Origin of the sequence: Desulfobulbus oralis (assembly GCF_002952055.1) — a bacterium.
GTDB lineage: Bacteria > Desulfobacterota > Desulfobulbia > Desulfobulbales > Desulfobulbaceae > Desulfobulbus > Desulfobulbus oralis.
The window spans coordinates 1,175,102-1,188,965 of sequence record NZ_CP021255.1 but is presented as its reverse complement, the minus strand read 5'-3'; the positions used below and the strand labels follow the sequence as shown (position 1 = coordinate 1,188,965).

Below are 13,864 nucleotides of genomic sequence, written 5' to 3'. Positions count from 1 at the left end.
TGGATACCGGGCTTGCCTCAAAAAGTCAAGCGGTCTTTCGGTTCAGGGGCGACGGCAAGGCGCCCGCGGACAGGCGCTGCTCCTCGATTGACTGGAAAAGCGGCCTGTGGTACTTTGTAGTCGCTGTTCAGGTGTCCAGAAGAGAAGAGATACCCAGGGAGTCCGGCAACAACCCGAAACAGTCCCGCCGTTGCGCGGCAGATGCGGGCTCAGCTCCCGGCCGCCACAGCGGGCCTTCCTGGATTCGCATAAGGGCCCGTTTTTTCTGCCCGGAAAACGTCATGCACAAACAAAGCGCCGCCACGCTGGACAGCCGCACCGCCCTGGTGCTGGCCCTCTTTGGCACTACCGTACAATCGGGCCTGAACGGCCTTGTGGGCATAGAGCAGGCGCTGCGCAGGGCCTTTCCCAAGACACCACTGGTCGTCTCCTTCACCTCCAATCAGGTCCGTCAGGTCTGGCAAAAGCGTGCCCAGGACCCGGCCTTTCGCGCCAGGCATCCGGAAATTCCCGAGTATCTGTACAGCGTACAGGGGCCCCTGGCTGCCATTGCCAATCTGCAGGACAGGGGCCACGGCAATATCGTCGTCCAGCCTGCACACGTCGTGCCGGCCGAGGAATTTCACGACCTCGGCAGCTACGTAAACGCCCTGGCGGCCATCAAAACCATGAAACCCCGCTGGCAGCCCTTCAAGCATCTGGCCCTGGGCCGGCCCGCCCTGGGCGCCTACGATCTGAAGCACCCCTATTCGCAGGATATCGCCGCTGCCGCCGAGGCCCTGGCGGGCGATCTTGAGCTGGCCCGCAGGGAAGAGGCGGCGCTCGTCTACATGGGGCATGGCAATCCCTACTATCCGGCAGGCGGGCTGTACCTGGAGTTTGCGGCGGCCATGCGGCGGCTGGCGCCTGAGGTGCCGGTCTTCATTGCCACGGTGGAAGGCTTTCCGGATTTTGCCGGGGTACGGGCCCAGCTCCTGCACCAGCGTTGCCGCCGGGTGGTGCTCAAGCCCTTTCTCGTCACCGCCGGGGCCACGCCACAGAGGATATGGCAGGTGCACAGGAAAATTCCTGGCGCTCCCGGCTTGAAGGGGACGGGTTCTCGGTTTTGCCTGTGCTGTCAGGGCTGGGCGAGAATCCGGCCTTTGCCGCTCTTTTTGCGAGACACGCGGCAGAGGCGGCCCTCGATGCCGGACTGGAGCTGTGCTGATGCCCGCCCCTGTAGCGCATCCGGGCAAGGCCGGCCTGACCCTCTCGCTGCTGGCCCTGGCCGTCATGCTGGGAGCGGTCTTTTCGGGTGCCCTGGGCTTTCTCAGGGTCCCGTTCTGCGATGCGCTCCGGGTCTACGGCGCGGCACTGCTGGGGCAGCAGCCCGCAGGTATCGATGCCGCCACGGTCAGCGTGCTCATGAGCGTCCGCCTGCCCAGAATCCTCTCGGCGCTGCTGGTGGGCGGCTCGCTGGCGCTCTGCGGCGCGGTCTTTCAGGCCCTGCTGCTGAATCCGCTCGCCGATCCCTACACGCTGGGCATTTCCACAGGAGCGGCCTTTGGCGCTTCCCTGGTCATTGTGCTGCAAATCCTGGGCCTTGCGCTGCCCACCGCGGTGTCGGTGCCGGTGTTCGCCTTTCTGGGCGGCATGGCCACCCTGGCCCTGGTCCTCTATCTGGCCACGGGCGACAGCCGGCTCTCGTCCACAAGCCTCATCCTCTCCGGTGTCATCGTCTCGGCCATTCTGTCGGCAGCCATTGGTTTCTGCAAATTTCTGGCCGACGAACAGGTGGGGCTCATCATCTTCTGGCTGATGGGGAGTCTGGCGGGCGCGAGCTGGAGCCAGCTCGCCGGTCTGGCCCCGGTCACCCTCCTGGGCGCGCTGCTCCTCTGCGCCTTTGGCCGCGACCTCAACATCATGGCCATGGGCGACCGGGCCGCGGCCAGTCTGGGCGTGGCCACGAAAAGACTGCGCCTGGGGCTGGTGGCGCTGTGCAGCCTGCTGACAGCGCTCGCAGTATCGGTATCCGGTGTCATCGGCTTCGTGGGCCTGATTGTCCCGCATCTGCTGCGCCAGCTCCTGGGGCCGGACAACCGCCTGCTCCTGCCCGCGAGCTTTCTCGCCGGCGCCCTGCTCCTCCTGCTGGCCGATACCCTCACCCGGGCGGTGCTGCCTTCCGAGGTGCCGATCGGCGTGTTGACCGCCCTGCTGGGCGGCCCCTTTTTCTGTTTTCTTTTCAAAAAACGACAGCGCCATGGCGGCCTGTAAGGAGCGACAAAGCCCGCTCTGGCGGCTGGAGGGGGTCGATTTCGCCTACCGGGGCAAGCCGGCGCTGCACGACCTGAACTGCGTGCTGCAATCCGGCCTGTGCACCGGCATCCTGGGGCCGAACGGCAGCGGCAAGAGTACGCTCCTGGATCTCCTGGCCGGCCTGCTCACGCCGACACGGGGCCGGATCTGGTTCCGGGAGCAGTTGCTGGCCAAGTGGCGCCGCCGGCAACTGGCCCGGCAACTGGCGCTGGTGCCCCAGCACTTCGGCCTGGGCTTTGACTTCAGCGTACGGGCAGTGGTGGCCATGGGCCTGCATCCGCATCTGGGCCGCTTTGCTCTGCCCACCGGGGCCGATCAGGACTGGCTGGACCTGGTGATGGCGCAGACCGGCGTACTGGCGCTGGCAGAGCGGCCCGTCACCAGGCTGTCCGGCGGGGAACAGCAGCGCGTGGCCGTGGCCCGGGCGCTGGCGCAGAAGCCGGAGGCGCTGCTTTTGGACGAGGCCACGGCCAGCCTGGATGTGGGGCATACGCTGGCCCTGCTGCACCTGCTCCGGGACAAGGTGCGGGCAGGCGGACTGACGGTGGTGGCCGTGCTGCACGACCTGAATCTGGCAGCCCGCTTCTGCGATGAACTCCTGTTCCTGCACGGGGGGCGCTGTCTGGTTCAGGGCCCGGTGGCCGACATCCTCACGCCGGAAAACATCCGCGCCGTGTACGGCGTGGACAGTGCAATCCGGGCCGATGCCTTCACCCACGCGCTGCAGGTCAGCCTGAGACTGGCGCCCCGGGAGAGGGCAGCCGCTGCACCCTGACTGCCGCACAGCCGCGGCTTCCCAAAGACATCTGCATCGAGGACAGCATGATGACAAGCCTTTTTCGCCTGCTCTGCATACTGCTGCTGCTCTGCAGCACGCCCGCTTTCGCCCAAGAGCTGAGGGACAGCGACGGCAGGACCATCCATTTTGACCGGCCCTTCTGCCGCATCATTTCGCTCTATCCGGCGCACACGGAAAACCTTATCCAGCTTGGCCTGAAGGACAGGATCGTGGCCGTGGGCAGCGGTGACCCGCTCAGGGGCGAGCTGCCGCAGCTCCGCTTTCAGGACGACCCGGAGCGGCTCCTGGCCCTCAAACCGGATCTGGTGCTGATCCGCCCCATGATCAGCCGCGGCTATCCCCATCTGGTGGCCACCCTGGAGCAAAACGGCGTCACCGTGGTCTCGCTGCAGCCGCTGACCCAAAAGGAGCTGGCCGCCTACTGGCGCGATCTGGGAGCGCTTGGCGGCGCTGCGGACAGGGCGGAGACCATGATCGGGGACTTCCAAAAGGCCGTGGCGCGGCTCCGGGCCGAACAGGCGCAGCTTCCGGCCAGACGGCCACGGGTTTTTTTCGAGGCCATGCACCGCCAGATGAAGACCTTCAATCCGGATTCCATGGCGATCTTCGTGCTGGAATCCGCGGGCGGCATCAACGTGGCTGCAGACGCGAAGCAGGTGCGCAACACCAATATCGCGAGCTATGGCAAGGAGCGCATCCTGGCCAGGGCGGACGAAATTGACGTGTACCTCGCGCAAAAGGGCCGCATGAACCCGGTGACCGTGGAGGAAATCCGGGCCGAGCCGGGCTTTGCCGTCATCCGCGCGGTCCGGGAGGGTCGGGTTCTGCTGGTGGACGAGGCCCTGGTTTCGCGGCCCACGATGCAGCTTCTGGAGGGCATCGAAACATTGCGTCGTCTGCTCTATCCGGACTTTGCAGTCAGGGCCGAACAACCATGAACGCCCCGGCGCTGCTCATTGCCGGCACCCATTCCGGCTGCGGCAAAACCACGGTCACGCTGGGCCTGATGGCCGCCCTGAAGCGGCGCGGGCTCACGGTTCGCCCCTTCAAGTGCGGGCCGGACTTCATCGATCCCAGCCTGCACAGGATGGTCTGCGGCACGCTGTCCTACAACCTGGACTGCCGCATGTGCGGCGAGGACTTTGTGCGCACGAGCTTTGGCCGCCATAATCCGCCCGGCGATCACGGCATCGCCGTGGTTGAGGGCGTGATGGGGCTTTTCGACGGCGGCACGGGCTCGGCGGCGCATCTGGCGAAAACGCTGGGGCTGCCGGTGCTCCTGGTGGTGGATGTACGTTCGGCTGCGGAAAGCGTTGCGGCGGTGGTCAAGGGCTTTGCCACGCTGGATCCGGAGCTCAGCCTCTCCGGGGTGATTTGCAACCGGGTGGCTTCGGCCCGCCATGAGGCCCTGATCCGGGGCGCCATGGCGCAGACCGGGGTGCCGATTGTGGGCTTTTTGCCCCGGGAGGAGCGGATCGCCATTCCGTCCCGGCATCTGGGTCTGAACATGGGCGAGGAGGAGCCCCTTGGCCCGGCGGCGCTGGAGCGGCTGGCCGCGCTCGTGGAGGAGCACCTGGACATGACCGGAATCCTGGCGCTTGCCGAAAGGGCAGCGGTGCAGCCGGCAGCCCCGCCCGGAGCGGGCCTGCTCCGTCCCTGCAGGGGGCAGGCAGAGCCCGGGCTGGACAACGATGCACGGGACTGCGGGCCGGTCCGTCTGGGTGTGGCCAGGGACGCGGCCTTCTGCTTTTACTACGAGGACAATCTGGAGCTGCTCCGCCGGGCAGGAGCGGAACTGCTCTTCTTCAGCCCACTGGCGGATGCGGAGCTGCCGGCAGGTCTGGGCGGCCTCTATCTGGGCGGCGGCTATCCGGAACTGTTCGCGGAAAGGCTGTCTGGAAACACGGCGCTGCGGGCGGCCGTTCTGGACTTCAGCCGGCGAGGCGCGCCGGTTTACGGCGAGTGCGGCGGTTTCATGTACCTCTGCGAAACGCTCCAGGACCTGGACGGCCTCACCTGGCCCATGGCAGGCGTCTTCCCTTTCGCCTGTGTCATGAATCCACGGCTCCGCAGCCTGGGCTACCGTGAGCCGGAGCAGTGCCGGGCCACCTTCTTCGGCCCGGCCGGCATGCGGCTTTTCGGCCACGAGTTCCACTATTCCAGTCTTTCGTCCCCGCCACAGGGCGGGGCATGGCAGGACGGCGGCTACACCAGGGACAAGACCCTGGCCGGTTACATTCATCTGCACTGGGGCCGCACGCCAGAGGCCGCGGCTGCCCTTGTGCAGGCCTGCCGGGCCTTCGTCAGACAAAACTGAAAACGAGGCAGCAATATGGTGCAAATCCAGCATGTGGCTCCGGCAGACATCGAGGCTGAAAGTTTCCGGATCATTGCGGCGGAACTGGGCGAAACCGGCCTGCCGCCGGGTGAGTTCCAGGTGCTCCGGCGGATCATCCACGCCACCGGCGACTTTGCCTTCAAGGAGCATCTTCGTTTCCATCCCAGGGCCATCGAGGCCGGAATCGCCGCCATTCGTGCGGGCAGAAACATTCTGGTGGATGTACAGATGGCCGCGGCCGGGATCTCGGCCCGCCTGCTCGCGCCCTTTGGCGGGCGGGTCGTCTGCCGCATGAACGAGCCGGAAACCGCAGAGCTCGCGAAAGAGCAGGGCAGCACCCGGGCCGAGGCGGCCATGCTGAGGGCACGACAGGACAACGTGGGCATTGTGGCGGTGGGCAATGCGCCGACCGCGCTCCTCAAAGTCATGGACATGATGGCAGCGGGCGAGTTCGCGCCGGATCTGGTGCTGGGCGTGCCGGTTGGCTTTGTCAATGCCGCGGAATCCAAGGAAATTCTGAGCGGCAAGCCCTATCCTTTCATCACCGCCTTGGGGCGCAAGGGCGGCACCCCCGTGGCGGTGGCGGCCCTGAACGCGCTGCTCAGGCTGGCGGCGCAAAAGACGCCATAAGGCGGTTCGCGGATCTCTGGGGGCTCCGGGCCTGCGGTGCAGGGCTCTGCAAATCCGGAGCCGTCCCTGCTGCCCGCGGAAAATCTGGGGGTATGGATGATGGCCAGCACAGGAAAGAAGACTTTGCGGAGCGGCTACACGACCGGAGCCTGCGCGGCAGCGGCAGCCAAGGCGGCCCTGCTCCTGCTTTCCGGCAAGACGGTGCCGGATGCGGTGGAGATCCCCCTGCCCGGGGGCGAGCGCCACGCCTTTGAACTCTGCCGCGTGCAGAAACATGGGGAAATCGCGCTGGTTTCCATCGTCAAAGACGCGGGCGACGATCCGGATGTCACCAATGGCTCGGAGGTCGGGGTGGAACTCTTCCGGCAGGAGGAGGGTGCCCCCGGCGCGGTCTCCTTCGCGCGCGGCCATGGCGTGGGCGAGGTCACCAAGCCGGGCCTGGCGCTCCCGGTCGGCGAGGCGGCCATCAACCCGGTGCCGCGCAGGATGATTCTGGCGGCGCTGGATGAGGTCATGCCGGCAGCGGAACGGCCGGCGCTCACGGTGCGGGTTTTTGTGGAACACGGCGAAATTCTTGCGGAAAAGACCATAAACCACCGCCTGGGCATCGTGGGCGGCCTCTCCATTCTGGGCACCACCGGCATTGTGCGGCCCATCTCGGCCAAGGCCTGGACCGACACCATCGAGGCTGCGATGGATGTGGCCAGGGCCGCGGGGCTCGCCGAAATCGTGCTCTCCACCGGCCGCAGCTCGGAGGCGGCAGTGCAGCAAAAACTGCGCATGCCCGAGGAGGCTCTCGTGATGATGGGCGATTACCTGGAATACGCGCTCAAGGCTGCGGGTCGCCACGGCTTTGCCAGGATACATCTTGCGGCCATGTGGGCCAAGCTCGTCAAGGCGGCGCTGGCCGTGCCGCAAACCCATGTGCGCAACGGCGCCCTGGAGGTGCGGGACGCGGCCCGGCTGCTGGGCCGGCTGGGTCTGGAGGCGCCGGAGGTGGAGCGGCTCTCGGAGGCCAACACGGCGCGCCACATTTTTGAGGAACTGCGGGCAGCGGGGCGGGATGATCTGGTGCTTGCGGTGGCCAGGCAGGCGCAGGCGCAGACCGAACTCTGGTCGGGCCTGCCGGTCGAGCTGTATCTGGTGACCAGCGCGGAGGGGGTGCTGCTGCATGTGCCCCATTGAACTGATCGGCATTGCCGGCGAAGAGCTCACCGAGGAGCGGCGCGGCCTTCTGGCCTCCTGCGTTTTGGTGGCCCATGCCAAAAGGCAGGCGGCCATGCTGGAGGGGGTGACGGCCCGGCGAATCCCGGTCACGCCCATTGAATCCCTGTGCACGGCCATTGAAGCTGCCCTCCCCCGGAGCGTGGCGGTCCTGGCGAGCGGCGATCCGCTCTTCTTCGGCATTGGCCGCAGGCTGATAGAGCGCTTCGGCCCGGAGGCGGTGCGGGTGCATCCGGCGCTGTCCGCCCTGCAACTGGCCTGCGCACGTTTCAAAAGCCCCTGGGACGATCTGGACATCCTGAGCCTGCACGGGAGCGAGGCGGATCTGCCCACCGCAGCCAGACGGCTTTTGGCCCGCTGCTGCCGCCTGGGCCGGGTGCTCTGCCTGACCGATCCGCGCCACAGTCCGGATGCGCTGGCCCGCACGCTGGCCCGCCTGCTGGAGGATTGCGCAGACCACGGGCGGCTGGTCGCCTGCAGGCTGCAGGTCGCGGAAAACCTGGGGCTCTCCGGGGAGAAGATCAGCGCCGGCACCCTGAACGACATGGCGGGCCGCAGCTTTTCACCCCTCAACGTCCTGCTCCTGAGCTTGCAGAAAGCCCTGTGCGCCGCACCGCGTTTTGGCCTCACCGCCGGGGAAATCCGGCATTCCCGCGGCCTGATCACCAAAGATGCGGTCCGTGCCGCCAGCCTGCACAGCCTGCGCCTGCCCGAACGCGGCGTACTCTGGGACATCGGCGGCGGTTCCGGCAGCGTCTCCCTGGAGGCGGCCGCCCTGGCCCCCGGGCTCCTCATCGGCATCATCGAGAAAAACCCGGAGGAACAGGCCAATATCCGGGCCAATATCCGGACCTTTGGCGCCTACAACATCCGCCTGGTCAACGGCGAAGCGCCGGCAGCCCTGGCCGCCCTGCCGCCGCCGGACCGGGTTTTCATCGGCGGGAGCGGCGGCCGGCTTGCAGCCATTCTCGAGGCCAGTGCGGCGCGGCTCGCCGAAGATGGCCGCATCGTGGTCAACGCGGTGCTGGAAAAGACAAAACAGGAGGCCTGCACGGTGCTTGCGAAGCTGGGCTTCACGGTCACGGCCAGCACGCTGAGCGTTACGCACAGCGGGCCGGAGCAGAAGGCGCAAAGCCTCAACCCCATCACCATCATCACAGGGACAAAATGAGCACAACACAAAAAGGCACGCTTTTTTTGGTGGGTGTCGGCCCCGGCGACCCGGAACTGGTCACGGTCAAGGCCCTGCGCATTTTGGCCGCATCCCCGGTCTGGGCCGCACCACTGGCCCGGCACAGCAGCAGGGGCGAGAGCACGGCGCTCGCCATTGCGCAGGCGGCCTTGCCCGAGGCCAGGCCGGAAATTCTCCACCTGGAATTTGCCATGAAGCCGGTGCATCTCGGCCGGAAGACCGATCCGGAGCAGTTGGCCGTCTGGCGGGCGGCTGCCGACGCGGTCCTGGCCCGGCTGGATGCGGGTCGGGATGTGGCCTTTCCCACCCTTGGCGATGTGGGTCTCTACTCCACGGCCTTTTATCTGCTGACGCTCATCAAAGACGAACGCCCCGAAGTGACGGTCCGCATCGTGCCGGGCATCACGGCCATGTCCGCCTGCTCGGCCGGGCAGATGCGGCCGCTGGCGCTCGGCGACGACATCTTTGCCGTGGTGCCCGCAGCCTTTGAGGACGAACGCCTGCGCGACATTCTCACCCGGCTCGACGCCGTGGTGCTGATGAAGGTGCACCGGCGCTTCGACGCGCTGCTGGATCTTTTGGAGGAGCTGGGCCTGGTGGAGCAGTCGGTTCTGGTCGAATGCGCGGGCCTGCCGGAGGAGCGGGTGTATACGGATATCCGGGTTGCGCGGGGCCGGAAACTCCACTATTTTTCCACGCTCCTGATACGCAGAAAACAGACTCTGGTGCAACAATGAAGACAGAGAAAATCTGGTTTGTGGGCGCAGGCCCCGGAGACCCTGAGCTCCTGACCCTGAAGGGGCGGCGTCTTCTGGACGGGGCGGATCTGGTGGTGTATGCCGGTTCCCTGGTCAATCCAGCTCTCCTGGCAGGCATCCGGGCCGAATGTCATGACAGCGCGGGCCTGACCCTAGCGGAAATTATGGCACTGATGATTCCGGCCTGCCGGGCGGGGAAACAGGTGGTACGGCTGCACACCGGGGACCCGGCCATGTACGGGGCCGTTCGCGAGCAGATGCAATGGCTCGCCCGCGAGCGCATTGCCTGCGAGGTGGTGCCGGGAGTGAGTTCCGCCTTTGCGGCCGCAGCGGCGGTGCAGGCCGAACTGACCGTGCCGGAGATGACCCAGACCGTGATCCTCACCCGGCAGGAGGGCCGCACCCCGGTGCCGGAAAGGGAATCCCTGCAGAGGCTTGCCGCCATCGGGGCCAGCATGTGCATTTTCCTGAGCGTGGGTCTGATGGATTCCGTGGTCGCGGATCTGCTGGCAGGCGGCGTCTACACGCACGCCACCCCGGTCGCGGTGGTGGCCAGGGCTTCCTGGCCGGACGAGCGCATTCTGCGCGGCACGCTTGGGGATATTGCCGAAAAGGTGGCGGCTGCCGGCATCAGCAAGACCGCGATGATTCTGGTCGGCCCTGCCCTGGGCAGCGCGGAAACCGCAAGCCGCCTTTATGCCGCGGACTTTTCCCATGGCTGCCGCGGCTGAACACATTGCCATTCTGGCGCTGACCAGCGGGGCCCTGGCCCTGGGCGAAAAGCTCGCCGCCGCGCTCCCGGCCCGGCTCGTGGCCTGCAGGGGTCGTGTGCGTGCAGCCTTTGAGACATGCTGGCAGGAATGCGGCGCACTGGTCTGCATCATGGCAAGCGGCATTGTGGTGCGTCAGATTGCGCCGCTGCTTGCCGACAAGTACCGGGACCCGGCGGTTCTGGTGCTGGACGAGCGGGGCCGCTTCGTGATCGCCCTGCTGTCCGGCCATATCGGCGGCGCCAATGCCCTGGCCCGGCGCGTGGCAGCGCTCACCGGCGGGCAGGCGGTGCTGACCACCTCCTCCGACGTGCAGGGCCTGACCGCACTCGACCTCTGGTGCCAGGCGCGGCAGCTTGTGCCCGCCAGCAAGGCCGCCCTGACCCATGCCATGGGGCTTCTGGCCGATCGGGGCAGTCTGCGGCTCTGGTGCGAACCCGGGCTGGAGGGCTTTTGCGATGACAGTGCAGGTGCAGAAACGCAGATGCCCGAACCCCGTCTGCAGGCAGAGCGCCGGAAGATGCGGGGGCTGCCGCCTGACCTGCATCCGGTGGACAGGCGGGAAGACGCCGACCTACTGCTCAGTTGCCACCGCGAAGCGCTGGGCCTGGCCGCCCTGCTCCACCCCAGGGCGCTCTGTATCGGCCTGGGCTGCAACCGGGGCACGCCCCGGGCGGAAATTGCGGCGGCAGTGGCCGAAACCCTGGCCCGCCACCATCTGGCAGGGCAGGCCGTAGCCGGGCTCGCCAGCATTGACCTGAAGGCCGACGAGACGGGACTGCTGGACTTTGCCGAACATGAGCGGCTGCCGCTCGTCTTTTTCAGTCGCGAGCTGCTGAATGCGGTTCCGGCCGCCTCTTCATCCGATGCGGTTTTCCGGGCCACCGGCGCCTATGCGGTGGCCGAACCGGCGGCGCTTTTGGCCGCAGGGCCGGGCGCCGTGCTGCTGGTGCCCAAAACGAAATGGCCGAATGTCACCGTGGCCGTGGCCCGCAAGCCGCGGCCTACTCCTCAACCGGGAAACGAAAAGCCATGAGCACAGAAACGAAAAAAACGGGCGTGGTCCGGGTGCTGGGCATCGGGCCGGGCGCCGCCGATCTGATGGCCCCGCGCGCCCTTGCGGCACTCCAAACAGCCGATACCATCATCGGTTACAAGGCCTATCTGGAGCAGGCCAAAGACAGCCTGAATCCGGCGGCAGAGCTGCTGTCCTCCAGCATGATGCAGGAGATGGACCGCTGCGGCAGGGCGCTGGAGCTGGCGGACGGGGGCCACGAGGTGGCGCTGGTCTGCGGCGGCGACCCGGGCATTTACGCGATGGCCGGGCTGGTCTTTGAACTGGCGAAGGCCAAGGGGTGCCACTGCGCCATTGAAATCATCCCGGGCATTGCCGCGCTGAACGCCTGCGCCGCCATCCTGGGCGCGCCGCTCATGCACGACTTCGCGGCCGTGAGCCTTTCCGATTTGCTGACGCCCTGGGACCTGATCGCAAGGCGGCTGGAAGCCGCGGCCAGTGCGGATTTTGTGACCGTGATCTACAACCCGAAATCCAAAAAACGCACGAGCCAGATCGAACGGGTCAGGGACATTTTCCTGCGCCACCGCAAGGCGGAAACCCCGGTCGGTCTGGTCACCGCAGCCAGCCGGGAAAACGAGAGCGTGCACCTGGCCACCATAGCCAGCATGCTGGAGGCTGACATCGGCATGCAGAGCACGCTCATCATCGGCAATTCCCAGACCTTTATCTGGCAGAACCGCATGATCACGCCCAGGGGCTATGCGAGCAAATACGGCATGCAGAGCGGCTGAAAAAAGGCGCACAAAAGCACCGAGGAAAGGGCCCGGAGACCCGACGGCCGGAAAGGCCTGCTGTCAGTCCGACCTGCGGGCGGCGCTCCAGTGGATTTGGCAGGGGATGTTCCTTCGCTGGCGGCTGTCGGTTGGTCCCCCTGGAGTGCTCCGGCGGCGCATCTGCATCCCGCTCCCTGTTTGTTCGCCGCGGAGCAGGGACAAGGCCCGGCGCCTGTAGCCTTTTCATTTTCCGTGCTCCTGCTCGATAAAGCCCCAAAACGGGTAATCCAGCCTGTACTCCGCCACCCTGCCCGGGGGGTGCTCGCGGCTGGCGACCAGCCATAGCTCGTTGACGCGGCTGTCCGGCTCCTCGTCCGCAAAGGGGTCCCACCGGGTACTCAAAACCATCGCGTTGTCCGCCGAATAGCCGATGTCGCCCGAACCCTTGAAGGAGCCCAGTTGCGGATGCTGCTCGAACTGGCCGTCCTTGCGCTCCAGTTCGGAAATCACCAGAAAGCCGGCGCCCAGCTCGTCGCGGATGGCCTCGAGCTGGCGGAGCCAGCCGTCAATGCCGGAACGCTTCTGCGAGATATCCTTGAAGGGCAGCTTGTGCAGGCTGTCCACAACCACCACCGTGTAGTCGGCCCGGGTTTCGTTGCGGATGAAATCGATGTGCCGCCGCATGATTTCGGGCGAGAGCTTGCGGTCGTTCACCACCCTGAGCCAGCGCAGGCATGCTTCAAGGCGCTGCACCGCCTGGTCATAGCGGCTGCGGCCCGCATCGTCCATGTCGCCCAGCCGGATCTGATCGGTGCGCAGCCGCGCCAGTCGTGCCAGAATGCGCAGGTAAATCTTCTGCCGGCCGTTTTCAAAGTCATAGTAAATCACCGGGATGTGGCGCAGGGCCATGTCCGAGGCCACCTGAATGAAGAAGGTGGATTTGCCGGCCTTGGGCGTGCCGCCCAGAATGTTGATGCCATGCACACCGCCAATGGCCGCGTCCAGCCTGGCAAAACCGGTGTGAAGCTTTCGGTAGCTCTCGCCGCCTTCCCGCACGAGCTGCTCCTGAAAGCGGTGAAACTCGAGTTCCGGGCTGGGAAAAGGTGAAAAGGCCCTGGCCGAGCGGATCATGAGCGCCACCCTTTTGCCCACTGCCGCCGGATTTTCCGCCGCCATCTGGCAGAGGTCCAGGTCGCGGGCCGCGCCTTCGGGCCAGCGCAGGATGCGCACCTTGAAGCCGCAGCGGGTGGCGAAACTGCGGGCCATGGCTTCAGATTCCACGTTGTTGCGCATCAAAAGAAAGATGGTGTTCACCCACTGGAGTCGCGCCGGGTCGAGCTCGTCCAGCACCGCGGCCCCGGGCACCGCAATACCCGGAAAACCCAACTGCCGCAGCACCAGCAGATTGCGCTCGCCTTCCACCACAAAGAGGCAGCCGTTTTCGCAGCGGTCAATTTCCTCGGCATTAAAAAGCTGAAATTCCGGGCCGTAAAAGTGCTCGTCCCCGTACCAGAAGCTGTCGTCTTCCCGCTCGGGATGCACACAGCGGGCGGCATAACAACTGCCGTTGGCCTGAAAGTAGGGATACACCAGATAGCGGCCATTGGACCCGATGCGCATTTCGTGCAGGACCTCGGGCGAAATGGCCTCGCGCCGGAAATCCGCCTCCAGCTCTTCGGTCAGTTTGTCGCAAAAATTCGCCACTTCCTGATTGAGATTGGCAGCCGGATACTGCCGGTCGCGGCCCGGGTATTCACGATCCGGCTCGAAACCCGGAACGCCGGTGAGCGGCAGGCCCAGAAGACGGGCGAAATGCAGCGGAAATCCGCCCGGCACGCAGCGCCTGCTGCAGCGGAAGTGGCCGTAAAAAAAGCTGTCCTGGTTGAGCAGCACCACGAGTTCGCCCGCCTCCCGGTTTCCGGCCTGAGTGGCGCAAAAGGGGCAGGGCGCGCGCAGAATCTTGTTGTGCAGAGCAGCGCCCGGCAAATGGGCTTGATAGAAGCGGCCAATGGCCTCAGAGGTACTCATGTGTTATCCAACGCAATTTTTTCCTTGGGCAGGTACTGG

At 66.1% G+C, this 13,864-nt stretch carries 12 protein-coding genes and 1 pseudogene; 12 read left to right on the top strand and 1 reads right to left on the bottom strand.

The window, feature by feature from the left end:
* Positions 1-281: 281 nt before the first annotated feature.
* The 12 genes and pseudogenes from CAY53_RS14085 to cobJ all read left to right on the top strand — a co-directional run bounded on the left by CAY53_RS14085 (position 282) and on the right by cobJ (position 11,815).
* Positions 282-1,207: pseudogene (locus CAY53_RS14085) on the top strand (sirohydrochlorin cobaltochelatase).
* A complete protein-coding gene (locus CAY53_RS05270; protein ID WP_181040439.1) occupies positions 1,207-2,253 on the top strand; it encodes a FecCD family ABC transporter permease in 1,047 nt (348 codons plus the stop codon). Before CAY53_RS14085 ends, CAY53_RS05270 begins: the two are co-directional and overlap by 1 nt.
* On the top strand, positions 2,240-3,070 hold the full coding sequence (locus tag CAY53_RS05265; protein WP_104936238.1) for an ABC transporter ATP-binding protein: 831 nt from the start codon (positions 2,240-2,242) through the stop codon (positions 3,068-3,070). The genes CAY53_RS05270 and CAY53_RS05265 overlap by 14 nt, the downstream gene beginning before the upstream one ends.
* Positions 3,071-3,117: 47 nt before the next feature.
* Complete coding sequence (locus CAY53_RS05260; RefSeq protein ID WP_245874897.1) at positions 3,118-4,032, top strand: ABC transporter substrate-binding protein; 915 nt, start codon at positions 3,118-3,120, stop codon at positions 4,030-4,032.
* On the top strand, positions 4,029-5,411 hold the full coding sequence (locus CAY53_RS05255) for a cobyrinic acid a,c-diamide synthase CobB (RefSeq protein ID WP_104936237.1): 1,383 nt from the start codon (positions 4,029-4,031) through the stop codon (positions 5,409-5,411). Before CAY53_RS05260 ends, CAY53_RS05255 begins: the two co-directional genes overlap by 4 nt.
* Before the next feature lie 15 nt (positions 5,412-5,426).
* The gene (locus CAY53_RS05250) at positions 5,427-6,062 is read left to right on the top strand and encodes a precorrin-8X methylmutase (protein WP_104936236.1); all 636 of its coding nucleotides are present in this window, start codon (positions 5,427-5,429) and stop codon (positions 6,060-6,062) included.
* A 99-nt stretch (positions 6,063-6,161) separates the two neighbouring features.
* A complete protein-coding gene (locus CAY53_RS05245) occupies positions 6,162-7,247 on the top strand; it encodes a cobalt-precorrin-5B (C(1))-methyltransferase (RefSeq protein ID WP_425430776.1) in 1,086 nt (361 codons plus the stop codon).
* Positions 7,234-8,457, top strand: coding sequence for a precorrin-6y C5,15-methyltransferase (decarboxylating) subunit CbiE (gene cbiE, locus CAY53_RS05240; protein WP_104936235.1), 1,224 nt, complete (start codon positions 7,234-7,236; stop codon positions 8,455-8,457). The genes CAY53_RS05245 and cbiE overlap by 14 nt, the downstream gene beginning before the upstream one ends.
* Positions 8,454-9,215 (top strand): precorrin-2 C(20)-methyltransferase, encoded by a 762-nt coding sequence (gene cobI / locus CAY53_RS05235; protein ID WP_104936234.1) that lies wholly within the window; start codon positions 8,454-8,456, stop codon positions 9,213-9,215. Before cbiE ends, cobI begins: the two co-directional genes overlap by 4 nt.
* On the top strand, positions 9,212-9,967 hold the full coding sequence (gene cobM, locus CAY53_RS05230; RefSeq protein ID WP_104936233.1) for a precorrin-4 C(11)-methyltransferase: 756 nt from the start codon (positions 9,212-9,214) through the stop codon (positions 9,965-9,967). The genes cobI and cobM overlap by 4 nt, the downstream gene beginning before the upstream one ends.
* Positions 9,951-11,042 (top strand): cobalt-precorrin 5A hydrolase, encoded by a 1,092-nt coding sequence (locus CAY53_RS05225; protein WP_104936232.1) that lies wholly within the window; start codon positions 9,951-9,953, stop codon positions 11,040-11,042. Before cobM ends, CAY53_RS05225 begins: the two co-directional genes overlap by 17 nt.
* Complete coding sequence (cobJ, locus tag CAY53_RS05220) at positions 11,039-11,815, top strand: precorrin-3B C(17)-methyltransferase (RefSeq protein WP_104936231.1); 777 nt, start codon at positions 11,039-11,041, stop codon at positions 11,813-11,815. Before CAY53_RS05225 ends, cobJ begins: the two co-directional genes overlap by 4 nt.
* Positions 11,816-12,040: 225 nt before the next feature.
* Here the strand turns inward: cobJ and CAY53_RS05215 are convergent, their stop codons facing one another.
* The gene (locus CAY53_RS05215) at positions 12,041-13,825 is read right to left on the bottom strand and encodes a DnaB-like helicase C-terminal domain-containing protein (protein WP_104936230.1); all 1,785 of its coding nucleotides are present in this window, start codon (positions 13,823-13,825) and stop codon (positions 12,041-12,043) included.
* Positions 13,826-13,864 lie beyond the last annotated feature (39 nt).